Origin of the sequence: Streptomyces sp. NRRL S-31 (assembly GCF_000718775.1) — a bacterium.
GTDB lineage: Bacteria > Actinomycetota > Actinomycetes > Streptomycetales > Streptomycetaceae > Streptomyces.
The window spans coordinates 79,148-98,393 of the sequence record NZ_JOCB01000006.1; the positions used below are offsets into that span (position 1 = coordinate 79,148).

General features: G+C 73.1%; 14 protein-coding genes. 8 read left to right on the top strand and 6 right to left on the bottom strand.

Annotated features, from left to right (window positions below; all coding sequences use genetic code 11):
* Positions 1-155 precede the first annotated feature (155 nt).
* The 5 genes from IF37_RS0104290 (at position 156) to IF37_RS0104310 (ending at position 6,903) form a co-directional block, all read left to right on the top strand.
* Complete coding sequence (locus IF37_RS0104290; RefSeq protein ID WP_030736329.1) at positions 156-1,049, top strand: xanthine dehydrogenase family protein subunit M; 894 nt, start codon at positions 156-158, stop codon at positions 1,047-1,049.
* Complete coding sequence (locus IF37_RS0104295) at positions 1,049-1,612, top strand: (2Fe-2S)-binding protein (RefSeq protein WP_030736333.1); 564 nt, start codon at positions 1,049-1,051, stop codon at positions 1,610-1,612. The genes IF37_RS0104290 and IF37_RS0104295 overlap by 1 nt, the downstream gene beginning before the upstream one ends.
* Before the next feature lies 1 nt (position 1,613).
* Entirely contained in the window at positions 1,614-4,034 is a 2,421-nt protein-coding gene (locus tag IF37_RS0104300) for a xanthine dehydrogenase family protein molybdopterin-binding subunit (protein ID WP_052844967.1), read from the top strand.
* 211 nt (positions 4,035-4,245) lie between these two features.
* The gene (locus tag IF37_RS0104305) at positions 4,246-5,703 is read left to right on the top strand and encodes an NCS2 family permease (RefSeq protein ID WP_030736339.1); all 1,458 of its coding nucleotides are present in this window, start codon (positions 4,246-4,248) and stop codon (positions 5,701-5,703) included.
* Between the two features lie 48 nt (positions 5,704-5,751).
* Complete coding sequence (locus IF37_RS0104310) at positions 5,752-6,903, top strand: XdhC/CoxI family protein (protein ID WP_030736341.1); 1,152 nt, start codon at positions 5,752-5,754, stop codon at positions 6,901-6,903.
* A 491-nt stretch (positions 6,904-7,394) separates the two neighbouring features.
* On the opposite strand, the gene IF37_RS0104315 is transcribed toward IF37_RS0104310, so the two are convergent.
* A complete protein-coding gene (locus tag IF37_RS0104315; protein WP_030736345.1) occupies positions 7,395-7,835 on the bottom strand; it encodes an SRPBCC family protein in 441 nt (146 codons plus the stop codon).
* Positions 7,836-8,030: 195 nt separating this feature from the next.
* Between IF37_RS0104315 and IF37_RS0104320 the strand changes: the two genes are divergently transcribed.
* Complete coding sequence (locus IF37_RS0104320; protein WP_030736348.1) at positions 8,031-9,044, top strand: DUF2278 family protein; 1,014 nt, start codon at positions 8,031-8,033, stop codon at positions 9,042-9,044.
* A gap of 13 nt (positions 9,045-9,057) precedes the next feature.
* Here the strand turns inward: IF37_RS0104320 and IF37_RS0104325 are convergent, their stop codons facing one another.
* The 5 genes from IF37_RS0104325 to IF37_RS0104345 all read right to left on the bottom strand — a co-directional run bounded on the left by IF37_RS0104325 (position 9,058) and on the right by IF37_RS0104345 (position 15,828).
* Positions 9,058-9,765 carry a polysaccharide deacetylase family protein gene (locus IF37_RS0104325; protein ID WP_253915641.1) on the bottom strand — a complete coding sequence of 236 codons (708 nt, stop codon included), beginning with the start codon at positions 9,763-9,765 and terminating at the stop codon, positions 9,058-9,060.
* 186 nt (positions 9,766-9,951) lie between these two features.
* On the bottom strand, positions 9,952-10,791 hold the full coding sequence (locus IF37_RS0104330; RefSeq protein ID WP_030736360.1) for a patatin-like phospholipase family protein: 840 nt from the start codon (positions 10,789-10,791) through the stop codon (positions 9,952-9,954).
* A gap of 233 nt (positions 10,792-11,024) precedes the next feature.
* Positions 11,025-11,816, bottom strand: coding sequence for a trypsin-like serine protease (locus tag IF37_RS0104335; protein ID WP_030736363.1), 792 nt, complete (start codon positions 11,814-11,816; stop codon positions 11,025-11,027).
* A gap of 208 nt (positions 11,817-12,024) precedes the next feature.
* A complete protein-coding gene (locus IF37_RS0104340; RefSeq protein WP_030736366.1) occupies positions 12,025-14,844 on the bottom strand; it encodes an AAA family ATPase in 2,820 nt (939 codons plus the stop codon).
* Positions 14,845-14,997: 153 nt separating this feature from the next.
* The gene (locus IF37_RS0104345; RefSeq protein WP_030736369.1) at positions 14,998-15,828 is read right to left on the bottom strand and encodes a helix-turn-helix transcriptional regulator; all 831 of its coding nucleotides are present in this window, start codon (positions 15,826-15,828) and stop codon (positions 14,998-15,000) included.
* Positions 15,829-15,943: 115 nt separating this feature from the next.
* Between IF37_RS0104345 and IF37_RS0104350 the strand changes: the two genes are divergently transcribed.
* Complete coding sequence (locus IF37_RS0104350; protein ID WP_030736371.1) at positions 15,944-17,617, top strand: AMP-binding protein; 1,674 nt, start codon at positions 15,944-15,946, stop codon at positions 17,615-17,617.
* On the top strand, positions 17,614-19,206 hold the full coding sequence (locus IF37_RS0104355; protein ID WP_030736374.1) for an AMP-binding protein: 1,593 nt from the start codon (positions 17,614-17,616) through the stop codon (positions 19,204-19,206). Before IF37_RS0104350 ends, IF37_RS0104355 begins: the two co-directional genes overlap by 4 nt.
* Positions 19,207-19,246: the final 40 nt, after the last annotated feature.

Genomic DNA, 19,246 nt, shown 5'->3' on the forward strand with positions numbered 1-19,246 from the left:
AGCCAACTCCTTCATGGTTTCGGTGACTGACCCCGCCGGAGTACGGAGCGGTGTACTGAGTCCACTCCACGTGAACAGCACATGAACGAGCCGGGCCCGCCGCACACGGATTGGCTCAATCCGAACGACCCACGAGACGAAGAAGAGAGCCGGTCATGGACTTCCTTCGCCCCGCCAGCTGGGAGGAGGCGCTCGCCGCGAAGGCCGAGCACCCCACCGCTGTGCCGATTGCGGGTGGCACCGATGTGATGGTCGAGATCAACTTCGACCACCGCCGGCCCGAGTACCTGCTGGACCTGAACCGCGTCGGCGACCTCTACGAATGGGAGGCAGGCGAGGAGAGCGTACGGCTGGGCGCCTCCGTCCCGTACACCGAGATCATGAACAGTCTCCGTGCCGAGCTGCCGGGCCTCGCGCTCGCCTCGCACACGGTCGCCTCCCCGCAGATCCGCAACCGCGGCGGCGTCGGCGGCAACCTCGGCACGGCCTCGCCCGCCGGCGACGCCCACCCCGCCCTCCTCGCCGCCGGCGCCGAGGTCGAGGTGGCGTCGGCGGCCCGCGGCACCCGGATGATCCCGATCGACGCCTTCTACACCGGCGTCAAGCGCAACGCTCTCCAGCCCGACGAGCTGATCCGCGCCGTGCACGTGCGGAAGGCGGACGGCCCGCAGCAGTACTCCAAGGTGGGCACCCGCAACGCGATGGTCATCGCCGTGTGCGCCTTCGGCCTCGCCCTGCACCCCGAGACCCGTACCGTGCGCACCGGCATCGGCTCGGCCGCCCCGACCCCGGTCCGGGCCAAGGCCGCCGAGGAGTTCCTGAACGCGGCCCTGGAGGAGGGCGGCTTCTGGGACAACGGAAAGATCATCACCCCGTCGGTCGCCAAGCGGTTCGCGGACCTGTGCGCGGCCGCCTGCAACCCGATCGACGACGTCCGGGGCACCGCGAGCTACCGCAGGCACGCGGTCGGCGTGATGGCCCGCCGGACGCTGACCTGGACCTGGGAGTCGTACCGCGGCACCGGCCGCACCACCGAGGGAGCTGCGTGATGCGCGTCAACTTCACCGTCAACGGACGTCCGCAGGAGGCCGACGACGTCTGGGAGGGGGAGTCCCTGCTGTACGTGCTGCGCGAGCGGCTCGGCCTGCCGGGTTCCAAGAACGCCTGCGAGCAGGGCGAGTGCGGCTCCTGCACGGTGCGCCTGGACGGCGTGCCGGTCTGCTCCTGCCTGGTCGCGGCGGGCCAGGCCGAGGGCCGTGAGGTGGTGACCGTCGAGGGACTCGCGGACTTCGCCAGGCAGCGCTCCTGCGGCGACCCGCACGGGACCCCCCTGGACGAGGCCCGGCAGGCCGAGGGCGCCGATTCGCAGACCGGCGAGGGCACCGAACTCTCTTGCGTCCAGCAGGCGTTCATCGACGCCGGCGCCGTCCAGTGCGGCTTCTGCACCCCGGGTCTGCTCGTCGCCTCCGACGAACTGCTGGAGCGCAACCCGAACCCGTCCGACGCCGACATCCGCGAGGCGCTGTCGGGCAACCTGTGCCGCTGCACGGGCTACGAGAAGATCATGGACGCGGTCCGCCTGGCGGCCGCCCGCCAGTCCGAGGGAGTCTGACATGCCGTCCCCCATTCTCGGCTCCGCTCGAACGGGCGGTGCCGCCACCGGCGCTCCTACGAAGATCACGCAGGGCTCGCAGACCAAGGGCGGCATCGGCGAGTCCACGCTCCGCCCGGACGGCACCCTCAAGGTCACCGGCGAGTTCGCGTACTCCTCCGACATGTGGCACGAAGACATGCTGTGGGGGCAGATCCTGCGCTCCACCGTCGCGCACGCCGAGATCGTCTCGATCGACACCTCCGAGGCCCTGGCCTTGCCGGGCGTGTACGCCGTCATGACCTACGACGACCTGCCCACCGAGGTGAGGAACTACGGCCTGGAGATCCGGGACACCCCGGTCCTCGCGCACGGCAAGGTGCGCCACCACGGCGAGCCGGTCGCGATCGTCGCCGCCGACCACCCCGAGACGGCCCGCCGCGCCGCCGCCAAGATCAAGGTCGACTACCGCGAACTCCCGGTCGTCACGGACGAGAAGTCGGCGCTCGCACCGGACGCCATCCTCGTCCACGAAGGCCGCGACGACCACCACGCGGGCCACGTCCCGCATCCGAACGTCCTGCACCGCCAGCCGATCGTCCGCGGCGACGCGGAGGCGGCCGCGAGGCGGGCGGACGTGATCGTCCGGGGCGAGTACACCTTCGGCATGCAGGACCAGGCCTTCCTCGGCCCCGAGTCCGGCCTCGCCGTGCCCGAGGAGGACGGCGGCGTCCACCTCTACATCGCCACCCAGTGGCTCCACTCCGACCTGCGCCAGATGGCACCCGTCCTCGGCCTGCCCGAGGACAAGGTGCGCATGACCCTGTCCGGCGTCGGCGGCGCGTTCGGCGGCCGCGAGGACCTGTCCATGCAGATCCACGCCTGTCTGCTCGCCCTGCGCACCGGCAAGCCGGTGAAGATCGTCTACAACCGGTTCGAGTCCTTCTTCGGGCACGTCCACCGGCACCCGGCCAAGCTGTACTACGAGCACGGCGCCACCCGGGACGGCAAGCTCACGCACATGAAGTGCCGGATCGTGCTGGACGGCGGCGCCTACGCCTCCGCCTCCCCGGCGGTCGTCGGCAACGCCTCCTCGCTGTCGGTCGGCCCGTACGTCATCGACGACGTCGACATCGAGGCCATCGCCCTCTACACCAACAACCCGCCCTGCGGCGCCATGCGCGGCTTCGGCGCGGTGCAGGCGTGCTTCGCCTACGAGGCGCAGATGGACAAGCTGGCGAAGCGGCTCGGCCTGGACCCGGTGGAGTTCCGGCAGCTCAACGCGATGGAGCAGGGCACCATCATGCCGACCGGGCAGCCGGTCGACTCCCCGGCCCCGGTCGCCGAACTGCTGCGCCGCGTCAAGGCGATGCCGCTGCCGCCCGAGCGCCAGTGGGAGTCGAGCGAGGGCGCCGACGTCCGGCAGCTGCCCGGCGGCCTGTCCAACACCACGCACGGCGAAGGCGTCGTACGCGGCGTCGGCTACGCGGTCGGCATCAAGAACGTCGGCTTCTCCGAGGGCTTCGACGACTACTCCACCGCCAAGGTGCGCATGGAGGTCGTCGGCGGTGAGCCGGTCGCGACCGTGCACACCGCGATGGCGGAGGTCGGCCAGGGCGGTGTCACCGTGCACGCGCAGATCGCCCGCACCGAGCTGGGCGTCACCCAGGTGACCATCCACCCCGCCGACACCCAGGTGGGCAGCGCCGGTTCGACCTCGGCCTCCCGGCAGACCTACGTCACCGGCGGCGCCGTGAAGAACGCCTGCGAGCTGGTCCGCGAGCAGGTGCTCCGGATCGGCCGGCGCAAGTTCGGCTCCTACCACCCGGCCTGGGCCACCGCCGAACTCCTGCTGGAGGGCGGCAAGGTCGTCACCGACGGCGGCGAGGTCCTCGGCGACCTGGCCGACGTCCTGGAGGGCGAGGTCGTGGAGGTCGAGGCCGAGTGGCGGCACCGGCCGACCGAGCCCTTCGACCTGCGTACCGGACAGGGCCACGGACACGTCCAGTACTCCTTCGCCGCACACCGCGCGGTGGTCGAGGTCGACACCGAACTGGGCCTGGTCAAGGTGGTCGAACTGGCCTGCGCCCAGGACGTCGGCAAGGCGCTCAACCCGCTCTCCGTCGTCGGCCAGATCCAGGGCGGTACGACCCAGGGCCTGGGCGTGGCCGTGATGGAGGAGATCATCGTGGACCCGAAGACGGCCAAGGTCCGCAACCCCTCCTTCACGGACTACCTGATCCCGACCATCCTCGACACGCCGACCATCCCGGTCGACGTGCTCGAACTGGCCGACGAGCACGCCCCGTACGGCCTGCGCGGCGTCGGCGAGGCCCCGACCCTGTCCTCCACCCCGGCCGTCCTCGCGGCGATCCGGAACGCGACCGGACTGGAGCTCGACCGCACGCCGGTGCGGCCCGAGCACCTCACGGGAACCGCGTAGCACCGCGAGCTCTCCGGGCGGCGCCGGGAACGTCACACACCCCGCCGCGCCGCCCGGAGGAACCCCTTCGCGTTCCGCTCCGCTCGCGGTCCTCGAAGCACCCGGAAACTCGTTCGTCTCGGGCCGTCCCCCGGGTCGTCCATTCCCCAAATCCCGGAGCCCCGTCAGCGCGGTGGCACGGGTGCCCCTGTGAACCTTGGGAGATGGCACCATGACCCAGCAGTCAGTGGAGCCCGGGACCGTGGCCGAGGACGCCGCCGACGGCAGTCGCGTCCCGGCCGGGCGGTCCTGGCTCGACCGGTACTTCCACATATCCCGAAGAGGATCCACGGTCGCGCGTGAGGTGCGCGGCGGCATCACCACCTTCATGGCGATGGCGTACATCCTCCTGCTCAACCCCCTCATCCTGTCCGGCAAGGACGCGGCGGGGGACACGCTCGGCCAGAAGGCGCTGATCACCGCCACCGCGTTCGCGGCGGCCCTCACCACGCTGCTGATGGGCTTCGTCGGCAAGGTGCCGCTCGCCCTCGCCGCCGGCCTCTCCGTCTCCGGGGTGCTGTCCACCCAGGTCGCCCCCGAGATGACCTGGCCGCAGGCGATGGGCATGTGCGTGATGTACGGCGCGGTCATCATGCTGCTCGTCGTCACCGGCCTGCGTGAAATGATCATGAACGCCATCCCGCTGGCGCTCAAGCACGGCATCACGATGGGCATCGGCCTGTTCATCGCGTTCATCGGTTTCTACAAGTCCGGCTTCGTCCACCAGGGCAAGGGCGGCCCCGTCACCCTCGGCCCCGCCGGTGAGCTGACCGGCTGGCCGGTCCTGCTCTTCGCCGGCACCCTGCTGCTGATCTTCATGCTCCAGGCCCGGAACATCCCCGGCGCCATCCTCATCGGCATCGTCAGCGGCACGGTCGTCGCCGCCGTCCTGAACTCCACCGGCGTCATCCCGTCCGGACAGTGGGCCGCCGGCGCCCCCGAGCTGCACGGCGGCGCGGTCTCCATGCCCGACTTCTCGCTCTTCGGCGACGTCGAGTTCGGCGGCTGGGGCGAGGTCGGCGCGATGACCGTCGGAATGATCGTCTTCACGCTGGTGCTGGCCGGGTTCTTCGACGCGATGGCCACCATCATCGGCGTCGGCACCGAGGCCGGGCTCGCCGACGACAAGGGCCGGATGCCGGGCCTGTCCAAGGCGCTGTTCATCGACGGCGCCGGCGGCGCGATCGGCGGTGTGGCGGGCGGCTCCGGCCAGACCGTGTTCATCGAGTCCGCCACCGGCGTCGGCGAGGGCGCCCGCACCGGACTCGCCTCGGTCGTCACCGGTCTGTTCTTCGCGGCCTGCCTGTTCTTCACTCCGGTCACCGCGATCGTGCCGCAGGAGGTCGCCTCCGCCGCCCTGGTCGTCATCGGCGCCATGATGCTGATGAACGCCCGGCACGTGGACTGGGCCGACCGCGCCACCGCCGTCCCCGTCTTCCTGACCGTCGTCCTGATGCCGTTCACGTACACCATCACCACCGGTGTCGCCGCGGGCGTCATCTCCTACGTCGCCATCAAGACGGCCCAGGGCAAGGCCCGCGAGATCGGCGCCTTCATGTGGGGTTTGACGATCGTGTTCCTGGTCTACTTCGCCCTTCATCCCCTCGAGGGCTGGCTGGGCGTCCACTAGCCCGCCGTACGCCCCCCCCGCACCCCATCCCGTGAGGAGACCGCACACATGCTGGACATCGCCGAGGAACTTGACCGGTGGGTCGAGCAGGGCCGTGACTTCGCCGTCGCCACCGTGGTGGCCGTCGGCGGCAGCGCTCCGCGCCGGCCCGGCGCCGCCCTCGCGGTGGACACCGGGGGCACGGCCGTCGGATCGGTCTCCGGCGGGTGCGTGGAGGGCGCCGTGTACGAGCTGTGCCGGCAGGCGCTCCAGGACGGCCGGACCGTCCTCGAACGCTTCGGGTACAGCGACGAGGATGCCTTCGCCGTCGGTCTGACCTGCGGCGGTGTCATCGACATCCTCGTCACGCCGGTCCGGGCGGACGGTCCCGCCCGGCCGGTCTTCGCGAGCGCGCTGGCCGCCGCCGCCCGTGGGGAGGCGGCGGCGGTCGCGCGGATCGCCGACGGGCCGGATGAGCTGCGCGGCCGGGCCCTGCTGGTCCGCCCCGACGGTTCGTACGACGGCGGGTTCGGCGGCCACCCCGAACTGGACCGCACGGTCGCGGCCGAGGCCGGTGCCCTGCTGGACGCGGGCCGCACCGGCACCGTCCGGATCGGCGAACAGGGCTCGCGCTGCGGCGCTCCGCTCACCGTCCTGGTCGAGTCCTCCGTCCCGCCGCCCCGGATGATCGTCTTCGGCGCCATCGACTTCGCATCGGCGCTGGTCCGCGTCGGCAAGTTCCTCGGCTACCGCGTCACCGTGTGCGACGCCCGCCCCGTGTTCGCCACCGCCGCCCGCTTCCCGGAGGCCGACGAGATCGTGGTCGAGTGGCCGCACGAGTACCTGGAGCGCACCGAGGTCGACGCGCGCACCGTGCTGTGCGTCCTCACCCACGACGCCAAGTTCGACGTACCGCTGCTGCGGGTGGCCCTGCGCCTCCCGGTCGCCTATGTCGGCGCCATGGGCTCCCGCCGCACCCACCTGGACCGCAACGAACGGCTGCGCGCCGTCGGCGTCACCGAGCTTGAGCTGGCCCGGCTGCGCTCCCCGATCGGCCTGGACCTCGGCGCCCGCACCCCCGAGGAGACGGCGCTGTCGATCGGCGCGGAGATCGTCGCGAACCGCCGCGGCGGCAGCGGCGTCGCTCTGACCGGCGCACACACTCCCATCCACCACGACACACCCGCCCGGCCGACGGGCCGCATCGGCTCCGTGGCCTGACGCGACGCCGAGGGCGGCGGCAGCGCGGCTCGCTGCGGGCGCGTGGTCACCGGGGCCGGGAGCCGCCCGGCGGTTTCGGCGGGGAGGCTGCTGTCGGACTTGATCTGCGACGGGTGCGCGGTGGTTGCCGACGGCGTGCGGGACCGGCTGTCTCCGCCACCGGAGGCTGATTCGCGCTGGCCGCCACGTGGTCGTGCGGCCCGCGGGCCGGATCGGGTCCGTGGGGTGACTCGGCATTGAGGCGCGGCGGCGGCGCGGCATGCTGTGGGTGGAGGGTCACCGGGGCCGGGGGGCCGATGCAGCGGGTCCGGTGGGGGAGGCTGCTGTCGGGCCGTGTCTGCAACGCCCCCCCCGTGACGGTGTGCGGGGCTATCACACCCGGGTCGGCCATCGTCGGTCCGCACACTCCACCGGGACGCACACGCGAACCAGTCGCGATCTGCGGAGACGGTCAGGCCGCGAGGACTGCGAGACGGTGCGTGGCGGTCGGTTCACGCCCTCCTCAGCAGCCGGTCCGCCGCGCGTCCGAACATCCGGCGGGACGTCCACTCCAGGGCGCCGTCGAAGGCGCGCGGCAGGGAGCGGACCCGCAGCTCCTCCCGCCACACCACCCGGCTGCGGCCCCCCGGCCCGGGCAGGACCTCGATCTCCGCCCAGCCCAGGACGATCCGGCCGCGCTTCTCCAGCCGGCACAGGCCGCCCTCGTCACCGGCCGGCGGCCGCCACACCGTCACCTCCATGACGTCGTCGACGGTGAGCGGACCGAGCCCCGACCGGGCGACGAAGCGGGTGCCCTCGCGGGTCGGCGCGGGCGTGAGCACCCTGATCCGGGTCAGCGGGACCGCGTGGGCGTGGCGGGGCCACTCCGTGAGCCGGCGCCAGGCCTCGTCGGGCGGGAGCGGGGGCGTACGTACGAGGGAGAAGGTGGGCACGGCACGATCGTAGGCAAGAGGCGCCGGTCACCCGCGCGTTCGGCCCCGCGCCACGCCCCGTTCGCCTGGCAGGCGTCCCGGGGCAGTCGTATCCTGGAACAGTCGGTGCGCGGGGCGGCGCCCCGGCCCCCCAACTCCCAGGCTCCCTGCCAAGGGCCGGGCAACCCCCTCGCCTCCCGGGGGAGTTGATCCATCATGCCGGTGAAAACCTACGGTGTTCTGATCGCCCGCGCCGTCGCCACGAGGCGCGAGGGCGCGAAAGGTACACCGCACTACCAGATCCATCTCACGGACGACACGGGCACGCACTACCGCGCCGCGGTCAACGTGCTCTCGCAGCAGCGCCCCTCGGACCTGCTCTACCTCGTCGACAACGACGTCCGTCACCCGCTGACAGCGGCCCTGGAAGGGCTGCCGGGCGGCTGGAACACCCTGCCGCCCGGCCCCGGCGGACCGAACCTCGACTTCGTCCGCGGCAACCTCTTCGACCCGTCCGCGATGCGTACGCTCCCGCCGGACGTCGCGGGCCCGGACAACGACCTCGCCGACCTCCTCGACCACTACGTGCGGCGGGCGGTCGACGACCCCGGCGCCCGGCTGTACGTCTTCGGCTCCCGTTTCGGACCCGAACCCGCCACCGAGGACAAGGTGTTCGGCTTCCTCCCCGGCAACGGCGTGCACGACATCCACATGAACCAGGGCAACAGCGGGCGGTTCACCGACGACGACGGCGTGTGGCAGGACGGCGGCCTGCTGCTGCACTTCCCCGGGCAGCCCCGCTGGGTCGGCATCTTCCTGGCCTTCCAGAGCCAGGCATGGCACACCGACGACACCACCGGGCACACCCTGGACGACGTGGACGGCACCCGGCCCACGGCCGGCACGCGGCCCGTGCGGATCGTCGCGGCGCTGGTCAACCCCAAGGGCCCGGCCCCCGAGGCGGAGACCGTCACCCTGTTCAACGCCTCGCCGGACGCCGTGGACCTGACGGGCTGGAGAATCGTGAGCCGGCTCGGCAAGGGCTCGCCGGTCCCCGCCGCGGCTCCGCTCGCGGCCGGCGCCTGCCTCGGCGTGCCCCTCACCGCGGACACCCCGCTGGGCAACCACGGCGGCGAGATCACGCTCCTGGACGCGGCCGGCCTGAAGGCCGACGGCGTCTCCTACACCGCGGAGCAGGCCGCCGGGGAAGGCTGGTCGGTGGTGTTCTGAACGGCCGGACCGGCTACGGGCGGTACACCTTGCCGGGTTCCGCCCGGCCGGGCGCCAGCAGCTGGGGGACCGTCACGAACACGTAGCCGCGCTCCTTCAGCGCGTCGATGATGCCGGGCACGGCCGGCACGGTCCCGGGGTAGATGTCGTGCAGCAGGATGATCCCGTCCCGGGACGACTGGTCGAGGACCCGCTTCGTGATGAGCGCCGAGTCGTCGGTCGTGTAGTCCTTGGCGGTCACGCTCCACAGCACCTCCGCCAGGCCCAGCTCCTTGCTGATCTCGTGCACGTTCGTGTCGGTGCGGCCCTGCGGCGGGCGCATCAGCGTCGGCTTGCGCCCGGTGAGCCGTTCTATGGCGTCGTTGGGCCGCTTCAGCTCCTCGCGTATCCGCCGGTCGGATATGCGGGTGAGGATCTTGTGGTCCCAGGTGTGGCTGGCGACCTCATGGCCCTCCGCCGCCATCCGCTTGACCAGCTCCGGGTACTTCTCGATGTGCCGCTTGCCGAGCAGGAAGAAGGTGGCCGGGACCTTCTTCTCCTTCAGGATGTCGAGCAGCCGCGCCGAGTTCTCGCTGGGTCCCGCGTCGAAGGTGAGCGCGATGCACTTGGCCTCGCGGCAGTCGGCGGTCCCGAACCGGGCCGGCGCGCCGTGTGCCGCCTCGGCCCGCGCGGTGCTCGGCGCCGTCGTGTCCACCCGGGCGCAGCCGGAGAGCGCCAGCATGAGGCAGGCCGTGGCGGACACGAGGACCCGGCGGCGCAACCCCCGGCCCGTTCCGCGCGTCTTCCTGGGCGCGCGCTGCGGCATCGAGATCTCGGTCGAAAGAGGCATGCCCGGACTATACACTGGGTGTATAGAGCACCTGTTCGACGGCCCCGCGTCCGTCCGGGCACCGCCCCTCGGGCGCGCTCAGCCCTCCCAGGGCAGCAGGAGCGCCCGTCCCTGTGCCCGGCCCGCCTCGGCGGCCGGACGGCGGGTGGCCGGGTCCAGGGCCCTGCCGCCGACCGCCGCGACCGACGCCTCGTCAGGAGCGACGACCACGACCTCGGTGCCCCGGGCGCGCAGCTCCGCCACGGTCCGCTCCAGCGGGTGCTCGCCGGGGAACGGCTCGGCGGTGCCCAGCGGCACCAGCACCAGCACCCGGTCGGCGCCGGCGGCCAGGTCGGCGTTGGCCATGGACCGCACGCCGCCGTCCACGTAACGGCGGTGACCGATGGTGGCCGGCGGCCACACGCCCGGCACGGCACAGCTCGCCGTGACGGCGTCCACCAGCCGGACGCCCGAGGTCCGGTCGAAGACCCGCGGCTCACCGCTGTCCGCGTCCACCGCGACGATCCGCAGGTCCCGCTCGGGCCACTCGTGGCGGGGCAGCCGCGACGCGATCACCGCGCGCCGCTCCGGCTCGGCGACCGTCCGCGCCGCGAGCGCCGCTCGTCCCACCGCGCGCCGCGCCTCCGGGACGGAGGCGGCCGACCGGACGGCGTCCCCGATCCGCGCGACGGCCTCCTCCAGGTCGGTCTCGGGCACGATCTCGGCGGTCTGCCGCGCGGGGTCCGCCTGCCGGGCGTACAGCTCCGCCAGGCTCAGCCCGCTGCCCAGCTGGGCCGCCACGGTGGACCCGGCCGAGGTGCCCACGAGCAGACCGGCTCCCGTCACGTCCCGCCCGGCGTCGGCCAGTCCCGCCAGCAGCCCGGTGAGCCAGGCGATCCCGCCCACTCCGCCACCGCCCAGCACCAACGCATCCGTCATGTCCGCCCCTTCCGTCTCCGCCGTACCGTCCGTCGGACAGTCGCACACTCGTACGTATCACGGGCAACGGACCCTGCCGGAAGGCAGGTTGCGGATTCCGCCCGTACCGCCGTGGGCCGGGGCCGGGCCGCGAGGATCGTCACGCGTTGGAGAGGGGGCGTTGCGGGCCGCTCGTGGTGGCCCGCAACGCCCCCCGGCGTACACCCGAGGGGGTACTCGGGAAATCTTCCGGGTTACGAGTCGACCTGCGCGGTCACCAGGTCCGAGAAGGTGGTCAGCCGGGTGTAGACACCCGGGTAACCCGCCTCCGCGCACCCCTCGCCCCAAGAAGTGATCCCTGCCAGGACGCCCCCGATGAGCAGGGGACCGCCGCTGTCGCCCTGGCAGGTGTCCACGCCGCCGGACGTGTATCCGGCGCACACCATGTCGGACTGGACGAAGTCCGAACCGTAGGAGGAACGGCAGCTGGAGTCGGACACGACCGGGACGGTCGCGGTCCGCAGCTGGTTGGAGGAGCCGCCGTTCTCCGAGGTGGTGCCCCAGCCGAGGATCCGGGCCGTGGTGCCGGCCGCGTAGACGCCCGTCTGGGAGGAGCCGACGTACTTCGCCGCGGTGTACGGCATCGACGTCGAGAGGGTCAGTACGGCCACGTCGTCGCCGTTGGTGGCGTCCGTGTAGCCGGGGTTGATCCAGATCTTGCCGACCCGGCTCACCGTGCCGTCGGTGCCGTTGAGGTAGGTCCGGCCGCCCACCACCCGGACGCTGCCCGTGGTCTCGCCGACCATGCAGTGCGCGGCCGTCACGACCTTCCTGGGCGCCACCAGGGTGCCACCGCAGAACTGGTTCTGGGACGCGTCCGTGATCTGCATCGTGAACGGGTACGCGGTCGTCGTCGTGGTCGTACCGCCGACGATGGGCTGGGGCGCGGCGCCGGCCGTGGGGGAGGCGAGCAGCGCGGTCGCCGCCGCGGCGGCGGTGGCCACCAGGGTCACGGTGGTCTTTCTCAGACGTCTGGGCCCGAACATGAGGCTCCTCAGTGGGGGGTTGCACCGGTGGGGGATCGCGCGGGTGTCGGGGGTCTGCACGGGGGTCGCGGGACCGACCCCCGTATGCCCGGGCGAGCGGCACGCCCTTCACGCTAGGACCCGGAACCCGCGGCTCCCAATGAGGGAACCCCCTAAGGGGCTGGGTGAGGGAAAACCCTCGGTCCGGTTCAGTTAACAAGGTCGCCGTTCAGGGCGCGCGGCGACCTGCCGCCAATCGGACGATGTCGACACGCGACCGGATGCCGAGCTTGCGGTAGACCCGTGTCAGGGTCGCCTCCACCGTCTTGACGCTGATGAACAGGCGGGCCGCGATCTCCCGGTTGGTGGCGCCCTCCATGACCAGCGCGGCGACCTGACGCTCCATCGCGGCGAGCACGTCCAGGGCGGCCGGCGCCTTGGACGCGGGCGGCGCCGGTTCCGGCTCGGGGGCGGCGAGGGCGTCGTCCACCTGGCGCAGCCAGGGCAGCGCCCGGCAGCGCCGGAACATCCGGGTGGCCTCGTCGAAGACCGGCCGTCCGGGCCCCCGCCCGCGCAGCCGGGCCAGCGCGAACGCGGCCCGCGCCTCCTCCAGGCCGTAGCCGAGCTTGCCGAGCCGTTCCTGAGCGGACGTCAACTGGGCGACGGCGGCCTCGAGGTCGCCCCGGGCGGCGCGCACCAGGGCCTCGGACCGGTCGAGCACCGCGAGCACGCTCTCCCGGCCCAGCCGCAGCGCGTGTTCCCGGCTGACGTCGATGACGTCCTGCGCCTCGGCGGGTTCACCGGTGCGGACCAGCGCCTCGGCGAGGTCGCCCTGCCAGCGGCCCCGGGCCGGGTCGGTGATGCCGAGCCCCAGCTCCAGGGTGCGCACCCGGCGCAGCGAGCGCACGGTGCCCGCCGGGTCCCCGGCCACCAGCTGGGCGTAGCCGAGGGCGCCCAGGGCACGGGAGAGGTACATCTGGTCGCCGTCCTCCTCCGCGTGGTCCACCGCCTCCCGGGCGAGTGCCAGGGCCCGGTCCACCTCGCCGCCGGATGCCTCCGCGAGCGAGGTGAGCATCGCCGAGGCGGTCTCGCCGATACCCGAGTCCCGGGCCAGCCGCAGGCTGTCGCGGGCCAGGTCGAGGGCGCGCCCGCAGTGCCCGGCGCGCAGCTCGGTCTCGGCGAGGCCGCGCAGGAAGTGCACCTCGCTCTCCACCGAGCCGCGCCGGCGCACCTCGCGCAGCAGCGCGGTGACGGTGGTCCGGGCCTCGGCCAGCTGGTCTCCCATCACCAGCCAGCGGAACCGGGCGCTGCCCGCGCCGTTGTGATGGCACGCCACCCGGGCGTCCTGGGGTTCGTGCAGGGCGCGCTTGATGGTGCGGGGCGCCTCCGGATGGCCCATCAGGGTCTCGGTCTGCGCCTGGAAGGCGAGGGCGAGCAGCTCGGTGCGCCGGTCCCCGCCGCACGCAGCCAGGTCGGCGGCGTGCGCGGCGGCCTGCCGGGCCTCGGTGAAGTCGCCCTCCACGATCAGTGCCCGCCAGGCCAGCTGGTAGTGGACCAGGGCCAGCAGCCGGGGGTCGTCGCCGGCATCGGCGAGGGCCTGCGGGAAGACGGCGTCGACCTCGGCCATGGTGTGGCCCGCGGTGTCGATGACGATGATCCAGGCCCGCACCCGGTCGGCGGGCACGGTGGCCCGGGTCAGCACCTCCCGGGCGATGTCCCGGGCCAGATCGACCTCACCGGCGGTGATGGCGTCCTCGGCGGCGGTGAGCCGGCGTTCCTCCGGTCCCGGCACGCCGTCGGCGGGGGTGTGCCGGGCGGCGAGCAGCCCCAGCTGGGCGGCGACCGAGGGCGCCCCGCGGTCCCGGGCGAGGGCCGCGGCCCCGGCGAGCCGGGCGGCGACCTCCGGGTCGGTGCCGGTGGTGGCGAGCGCCAGGTGCCGGGCCCGCTCGATCGGGTCGGAGGCGGCGGTGGACAGCGCCGCGTGCGCGGCCCGCCGCTCGTGCGCGGGGGTCTCCGCGTACAGCGCGGCCGAGATCAGCGGGTGCGCGAACCGTACGGCGGGTGCGTCGGGCTCGGTGGCGAGCAGTCCGAGTTCGGCGGCCTGGGCGCACTCGGCCTCGGCGTTCTCCCGGCCGGCGGCGTGCAGCAGCGCCGGGGTGGGGCGGGCGCCGGCGCTGGCCACCAGCAGGGTGCGGCGGGCCTCCACGGAGAGCATGTCCAGGCGGCTGAGGACCAGCGCGCGCAGCGAGGTCGGCACCGGCAGCGGTTCGCCCGGCCGGGGCGGGGTGGGGCTCTCGGCGAGGGCGCGGCCCAGCTCCAGGGCGAACAGCGGGTTGCCTCCGCTGGTGCGGTGGATCTCCCGGACGGTGGAGCGGGGCAGGCCGCCGTGACCGCGGTGGTCGAGCAGCTCGGCGACCTGGGCGCGGTTCAGCGGGCCGAGCCGGACGGCGAGGGTGTCCGGCGGGCCGGCGCGCAGATGACGGTCGTACTCCTGGCTGTCCTGCCCCTCCGTGCGGACCGCGCAGAGCAGTTGCACCGGGGTGCCCTCCAGGCGCCGGGCGGCGAAGCCGAGGAGTTCGGCGCTGGCCGGGTCCAGCCACTGGAGGTCGTCGGCGACGATCAGGACCGGGCCGTGCGCGGCGAGCGTGCGCAGCGCGGAGAGCACGGCCAGGCGCAGGGCGAGCCCGTCGCGCTGGAGGCTGGACTCGCCGCGGCCGGTGAGCGCCGACTCCAGCGCGGTCCGCTGGGCGGCGGGCAGGCGCGGGGCGACGTCGTCCAGCACCAGGCCGAGGAGGTCGGCGAGGGCGAGGAAGGGGAGGTGCGATTCGGACTCGGTCGCCGAGCAGCGCAGGACCGTGTGCGCGGTGGCGCCGTATTCCTCGGCCAATGCCCGCAGGACGGTGGATTTCCCTATTCCGGCGGGGCCGTGGAGCAGCACACTGCCCCCCGAGGCGAGTTGCCCACGGGCGCCGGCGAACAGCTCCCCGCGGCCGATGACCAGGTCGGGGCGGCACCTGGCAGGCTCCTGGAAGTCCCGTCGCACGGTCACCGCTCCCCTCGTGTGTCGTGTCCGGGCCAAATTCTAGGCAACGATCCTGGAAATTCGGACGGAAGCCGTGGTGAGGGAAATAACAAACGGTCAAGCCGAGGGAAATTCAAAGCGGCGCCGGATGAATGGGCAGGTTTCCTGACCGTCTTCGGGCTACGGGAGCAGTCCCGCCCTGCGGGCCGCGGTCACCGCCTCCCCTCGCGTGTGCGCGCCCAGCCTCCGCATCGCCGAACGCAGATAGCCCTTGACCGTCTCCGGGCCGATGCCCAGCCGTTCGGCCACCGCCGCGTTGGTGGCCCCTGCCGCCACCCAGGACAGCACGTCCAGCTCGCGTGGCGCCAGGGTCACGCCCCCGGCTCGTGGCGGCGCGTTCAGCAGCCCGCACGCCGCCAGCAGCTCCGCCCGCAGGCCCGGGTCGGCGATCCGGGGCGCCAGGGCCCGCAGCGCCGCGTGCGCCTCGCGCACCTGCTCCCAGGCGGCGCCCCGCCCGGCGTCGGCCCGCTCCGGCCGGGCCGCCGCCAGCAGCTCCCGCGCCTCGTCCCGCACCACCAGGGTCTGTTCCAGGTCCCGCGCCACCGCCATCGCCGCGCCCAGCGTGCGGTCGCCGAGCGGCCGGGCCGAGCGCAGCGCGCCGTAGAGCACCCCGCGCACCCGGCGCCGCACCACCACCGGCACCGCGAGCACCGCGCGGATGCCCTCGGCGGCCACCGGTACGTCGTACTCGTGGCTGATCTGCCGGGAGCGCGAGTAGTCCGGCACCGCGCACGGGCGGGCCAGCGCCACCGCCTTGCCGCCGAGCCCGTTGCCGGAGGTCACCGCGAGCGAGCGCAGCGCGGCCGTGGTGGTGCCGCTCAGCTCGCTGATGCGGACCCGCGGCCGGCCCGACTCCACCAGACCGCCGAAGGCCACCGGGAGTCCCGTCGCGCGCCGCAGCCGGGCCAGCGCGCCGCCGATCTCCACCGCCCCCACCGCGTCTGCCGTCACCTCGTCCGCCCTTCGGCCGCCCACACCCCCGTTCGGGGGTAGTGAGACCCGCATCACGGATTAGACGATGCCAGAGAGCCGCCCGGCAATGGTCCGGAAGAGCAAGGAGTGTGTGATGACGACGGCGACCGAGTCGTTCCGCAGGGCCCGGGACTTCCTGCTGGAACACCGCGAGGACTATGCCACCGCCTACGCCGGCTTCCGCTGGCCCCGGCCGGACCACTTCAACTGGGCGCTGGACTGGTTCGACGTGATCGCCGCGGGCAACGACCGCACCGCGCTGCACATCGTCGAGGAGGACGGCACCGAGACCCGCCTCTCCTTCGCCGAGCTGTCCGAGCGGTCGACCCGGGTGGCCCGGTGGCTGCGCGAGCGCGGCGTCGCCGCCGAGGACCGCGTCCTCGTCATGCTCGGCAACCAGGCCGAGCTGTGGGAGACCGCGCTGGCCGCGATGAAGCTGCGGGCGGTCGTCATCCCGGCCACCCCGCTGCTCGGTCCGGCCGACCTGTGCGACCGGGTCGAGCGAGGCCGGGTGAGGCACGTGGTCGTCCGGGCCGAGGACACCGCGAAGTTCGCCGAGGTGCCCGGCACCTACACCCGGATCTCGGTCGGCGGGCTGCCGGAGGAGGGCTGGGAGCCGTACGAGGACGCGTACACGGCCCCCGCCGACTTCGTCCCGGAGGGGCCGACCCTGGCCGACGACCCGCTGATGCTCTACTTCACCTCGGGCACCACCGCCCGCCCCAAACTGGTCGAGCACACCCACACCTCGTACCCGATCGGGCACCTGGCCACCATGTACTGGATCGGCCTCAAACCCGGCGACGTGCACCTGAACATCTCCTCGCCCGGCTGGGCCAAGCACGCCTGGTCCAACCTGTTCGCCCCGTGGAACGCGGAGGCGACCGTCTTCATCTTCAACTACACACGGTTCGACGCGGCCCGACTGATGGCCGAGATGGAGCGGGCCGGGGTGACCACCTTCTGCGCCCCGCCGACCGTGTGGCGCATGCTCATCCAGGCCGACCTGACCCGGTCGCGCGGGGTGCCCCGCGAGGCCGTCGCCGCGGGCGAGCCGCTCAACCCCGAGGTCATCGAGCAGGTGCGCCGGGCGTGGGGCGTCACCATCCGGGACGGCTTCGGACAGACCGAGACCGCCGTACAGGTCTCCAACAGCCCCGGCCAGCGGCTGAAGACCGGCTCCATGGGCCGCCCCAGCCCCGGCTTCCGGGTGGAGCTCCTTGATCCCGTCTCCGGCGCGCCCGGTGTCACCGAGGGGGAGATCGCCCTCGACCTCGGCGAGCGGCCGGTCGGGCTGATGACCGGCTACCACGGCGATCCGGACCGCACGGCGGAGGCCATGGCGGGCGGCTACTACCGCACCGGGGACATCGCCACCCGGGACGAGGAGGGCTACCTCACGTACATCGGGCGCAGCGACGACGTGTTCAAGGCGTCGGACTACAAGGTCAGTCCGTTCGAGGTGGAGAGCGCGCTGCTGGAGCACGCGGCGGTGGCCGAGGCGGCCGTCGTGCCCGCCCCGGACGAGCTGCGGCTCGCCGTGCCCAAGGCGTACGTCGTGCTCGCCGAGGGCTGGGAGCCCGGCCCCGGCACCGCGAAGGCCATCTTCGAGCACTCCCGCCGGGTGCTCGCCCCGTACAAGCGCATCCGCCGGCTGGAGTTCGGCACCCTGCCCAAGACCGTCTCCGGCAAGATCCGCCGGATCGAGCTGCGCGAGGCCACGGCCGCCGGCTCCGGCGACGAGTACCGCGAGGAGGACTTCCGGTGACCGCGCGGCCCTCGTACACGCACGGGACCGGGCCGACCGCGCTCCTCGGCGACACCATCGGCGCCAACCTGGACCGCGCCGTCGCGGCCTGGCCGGACCGCGAGGCGCTCGTCGACGTGCCGTCCGGGCGGCGCTGGACCTACGCCGCGTTCGCCGCCGACGTCGACCGGCTGGCGCACGCGCTGCTCGCCGGCGGGGTCGCCAAGGGCGACCGGGTGGGCATCTGGGCGGTCAACTGCCCGGAATGGGTGCTGGTCCAGTACGCCACCGCCCGCATCGGCGCGGTGATGGTGAACATCAACCCGGCCTACCGCACCCACGAGGTCGCGTACGTCCTCGAACAGGCGGGTGTCTCCTTCCTCTTCGCCTCGCTCCGCCACAAGGCGAGCGACTACCGGGCGATGACCGAGGAGGTGCGGGGCCGCTGCCCCGGGTTGAGGGAGACGGTCTACTTCGGCGACCCGAGCTGGGAGGCGCTGCTCACCCGCCGGACCCCCGGCGCCGTGTTCCCGGAGCTGTCCTGCGACGACCCGATCAACATCCAGTACACCTCGGGCACCACGGGCTTCCCCAAGGGCGCCACCCTCTCCCACCACAACATCCTCAACAACGGTTACTTCGTGGGGGAGTCGGTCGCCTACACCGAACAGGACAGGATCTGCATCCCGGTGCCCTTCTACCACTGCTTCGGCATGGTGATGGGCAACCTGGCCGCCACGTCCCACGGCGCCTGCATGGTCATCCCGGCCCCGTCCTTCGACCCGAGGGCCACGCTGGAGGCGGTCCAGCGGGAGCGCTGCACCTCCCTGTACGGCGTCCCGACCATGTTCATCGCGGAGCTGAACCTCCCCGACTTCGCCTCCTGGGACCTCTCCTCCCTGCGCACCGGCATCATGGCGGGCTCGCCCTGCCCGGTCGAGGTGATGAAGCGGGTGGTCGCCGAGATGCACATGGAACAGGTCTCCATCTGCTACGGCATGACGGAGACGTCGCCGGTGTCCTTGCAGACGCGGATCGAGGACGACCTGGAGCACCGCACCGCCACCGTCGGCCGGGTCCTGCCCCACCTGGAGGTCAAGATCGTCGATCCGGCCACCGGCGTGACCCGGCCCCGCGGCGCGGCGGGGGAGCTGTGCACACGCGGCTACAGCGTGATGCTCGGCTACTGGAACGAGCCGGAGAGGACGGCCGAGGCGATCGACGCGGGCCGCTGGATGCACACCGGGGACCTCGCGGTGATGCGCGAGGACGGGTACGTCGAGATCGTCGGCCGGATCAAGGACATGATCATCCGGGGCGGCGAGAACATCTACCCGCGCGAGATCGAGGAGTTCCTCCACGCCCACCCGAAGATCCGGGACGTGCAGGTCGTCGGGGTGCCGCACGAGCGGTACGGCGAGGAGGTCCTCGCCTGCGTCATCCCCGGCGACCCGGCGGACCCGCTCACGCTGGAGGAACTGCGCGCGTTCTGCGCGGACCGGCTCGCGCACTACAAGATCCCCAGCCGGCTGCGCATCCTCGACGCCTTCCCGATGACGGTGTCGGGGAAGGTGCGCAAGGTGGAGCTGCGCGCGACGTACGGGGGCTGAGGCCGGGAAGCGGCGGGCCGTGTCCGGAGCCGGGAAACGG